This window comes from Moorena sp. SIO2C4 (assembly GCF_010672485.1).
Lineage (GTDB): Bacteria > Cyanobacteriota > Cyanobacteriia > Cyanobacteriales > Coleofasciculaceae > Moorena > Moorena producens.
Genome location: NZ_JAAHGN010001008.1, coordinates 1 through 2,785, shown reverse-complemented (window position 1 = coordinate 2,785; position 2,785 = coordinate 1). Strand labels below are relative to the sequence as shown.

General features: G+C 43.9%; 2 protein-coding genes. One reads left to right on the top strand and one right to left on the bottom strand.

Annotation, left to right across the window (positions count from 1 at the left end; translation table 11 throughout):
• Positions 1 to 454: 454 nt before the first annotated feature.
• Entirely contained in the window at positions 455 to 1,777 is a 1,323-nt protein-coding gene (locus F6K20_RS32840; RefSeq protein ID WP_008190894.1) for a class I SAM-dependent methyltransferase, read from the bottom strand.
• 382 nt (positions 1,778 to 2,159) lie between these two features.
• Here F6K20_RS32840 and F6K20_RS32835 point away from each other — a divergent pair, with 382 nt between their 5' ends.
• The gene (locus tag F6K20_RS32835) at positions 2,160 to 2,723 is read left to right on the top strand and encodes a PEP-CTERM sorting domain-containing protein (protein WP_008190896.1); all 564 of its coding nucleotides are present in this window, start codon (positions 2,160 to 2,162) and stop codon (positions 2,721 to 2,723) included.
• Positions 2,724 to 2,785 lie beyond the last annotated feature (62 nt).

Genomic DNA, 2,785 nt, shown 5'->3' with positions numbered 1-2,785 from the left:
GGTTCCAATTGTGCTTTCAACTGTTTTTTCATAGGTTTTACAAAATATCGAATACGATTTGTCCAATAGTGCAAGGCTGGATGATTATATCGCCATAGCTCCTTTTGTGAACTACTCCAGAGCACCCTGGTGTTTTTGCCCACCCTACAACATTAATGGGTACGCATATCTGACATCAACCGGTAATGGTGGGCAAAATTCTGTGATCATGAACTACTCCAGAGCACCCTGGTGTTTTTGCCCACCCTACAAGCTGCTGCTTCGCGATCGCACTGATGGCTGATCCTGGTGCGTTACGGGACCGGCTGTCTCAACCCTGGCCAATCGGCCAAAAATCCAGGAGAGCCGGTCCCTAACACACCCTACGGCTACTAACCTTTAACCTTCAACCTGCCAACCTGCCAACCTGCCAACCTTCAACCTACCAACCTACAAACCTTCAACCTGCCAACCTTCAACCTTCAACCAAGATATACCCATAATTCTCCAATCCCATCAATGCCTCTTTCACCGTATCAAACGCCTTCTGCTCAGCTATCGGCTCCAGGGTTACGGGATCCACTGGGCGCAATCTCTGCCATCGCTCTACTAAAGATGGCATCGACTGAGGGGAATCAAATAGAGGTAATAAACAAGAGGCAACGGCACTGTCTACCAGAGACTCCACTCCACTCACTGGTAGATACCTACTAATTTCAAAAGGCTGTAATTCAGTAATGGCTTTGAGAATATTTTGTTTCACGTCTGGTATATTCAGCTGAGGATGGAGATGTACCTTAGCCTTCTGCCAATCGGACAGTGTCCACTCGGAAATTGGAGTAAAGGATTGGCCTTGCTCGGGATGTCCACACCAGAAATCTATGAGCCGATGAACAGGATGTAATAGCTCAAACAAATGCAGTCGGTCTTCCACAGAAATATCTGGCAAGCTCATGGCCAAAAACACTGGCAAATTGTCTGGTTCTTTAAATAGACTCATTAAATCCCATTGTCGCCAATGGACCATACTGATGAATTCTAGATTAGCCTCTCTTAAGCCAGCGAATAAATCAGGAATGGTGTAGCCTTTATCCCCTTGGAAAAGATAGTTCATTAAAACTGTTTCTTTTCCGTCTTCCCTCTCATATTTAGGATCCCATGTTCTAGCTTTTAGTTCAACATTATTCTTTAACGCTTTCATGGTATTTAAAGCAATGTCAATCTCCATATCTTCGGGATTTTCATCAAATAATCCCATCACATGGAAGACTTCTTGTGCCCGAAAATACAGGTGACGTTGATGCTTACTGTGTAGATTGCTGCGAATTATTCCCTGAGGCTTCAAAACCGCTTTCATCGCTTTCAGGGCAACAGCTGGATCAGGAAATAAATACAGTAGCTCGTCGCAATTAATATAATCAAATTCCCAACCAGCGCTAGGTAAGTCATAAATAGAGAGCTGATGAAATTCTGCCTCATCAAACCCATAATGGCTTAATCGTTTACGGGCTAAATCCAGAGACTGCTCCGAAATATCAATCCCAATAATTTTGGCTCCGGGATTCGCTTCTGCTAAGGTTAATGAGCCGTATCCCGTGCCACAGCCAGCATCTAAAATTACTTTCTGGTCTGGATTAATGACTTGGTGATTTCTTAAATAATAGGGGGTAACTAAATTATGGAAATAAAGTAAGCTTAGCTGCTTTTTTGGGGAGCGGTCGATGGGAATTCTGGGATAGGGGCCAAAATCAAATTGTTGACGAATTTTTTCTTGTAATTCAGAGGCGTTTGTATCCATAATTAGGGAGTAGGGAGTAGGGAGTAGGGAGCTATCAGTTATCAGCTATCAGTTATCAGCTATCAGTTATCAGCTTTCAGTTATCAGCTATCAGCTTTCAGCTTTCAGCTTTCAGCTTTCAGCTTTTAGCTTATGCGCTACGCGCACGCTACGCGAACAGCCATTGGCCACACTACTTTAGGTGCTTTTGAATAAAATAAGCTGACGGCTGATAGCTGACTGCTGACTGCTGACCGCTGACCGCTGACTGCTGACTGCTAACTGCTTACCTTATAACCTGAATACAACCTTTCACAATCTTGATGATAAGTTTACCAAAGATTTATAAAGAATGTCCAGATTGTTGGGTAGTATGACCTAGGTAAAATAATCAGGGATTTAGATGGCTGAATTATCATCATCATTAGCTGTCACCAAAGGGATGGCTAAAAAATTAGCTATGGCTACAGCATCAGCAGCATTGATGACTGTGGTAATGCCTAGTGTGGCCCAGGCAGTTACCCTAGTTAAAAATGTAGTTGTTAAGCCCCCCGTTGGTGAGGAGCCTACTGCCCAACTTTGTCTTCCTTTTTGTAAAACTGGGGATTCCATTACCACAGATCTCGGGCGTAGAGTGGTAATTGGAAATAACATCGACAAGACCTTAACCAGTATACTCTACACAATTCCTGGCGAAGAAGATGCAGCCTGGAGTAAGGAAAGTATTTCTGATATTTTCAGTGAACTTATCTTTTCTAAGGATATGAAAAAACTGTTGCTAACCTCAGGGAGTGTTGCTCCTGGTGAGGCAGTTCTTGCTTTTCGAGAAGCTGATCAAAATGTGACCTTTGACATTACAGTGTTTTATGACGGAGCCCCGGCTACCGTTCCTGAACCAACCACTGTATTCGGTATATTAGCTGTTGGTGCATTAACTGCTACCTCAGCTCTCAAGAAGAAGCTTTAGGTCTGGGCTAGGGGAGTAGGGAGTAGGGAGTAGGAACCCACCCCTAACCCCTCCCAGGAGGA

Bases quoted from the DNA above. Each gene is read 5' to 3' on its own strand.
- F6K20_RS32840 (WP_008190894.1), bottom strand. From the start codon at position 1,777: ATGGATACAAACGCCTCTGAATTACAAGAAAAAATTCGTCAACAATTT.
- F6K20_RS32835 (WP_008190896.1), top strand. From the start codon at position 2,160: ATGGCTGAATTATCATCATCATTAGCTGTCACCAAAGGGATGGCTAAA.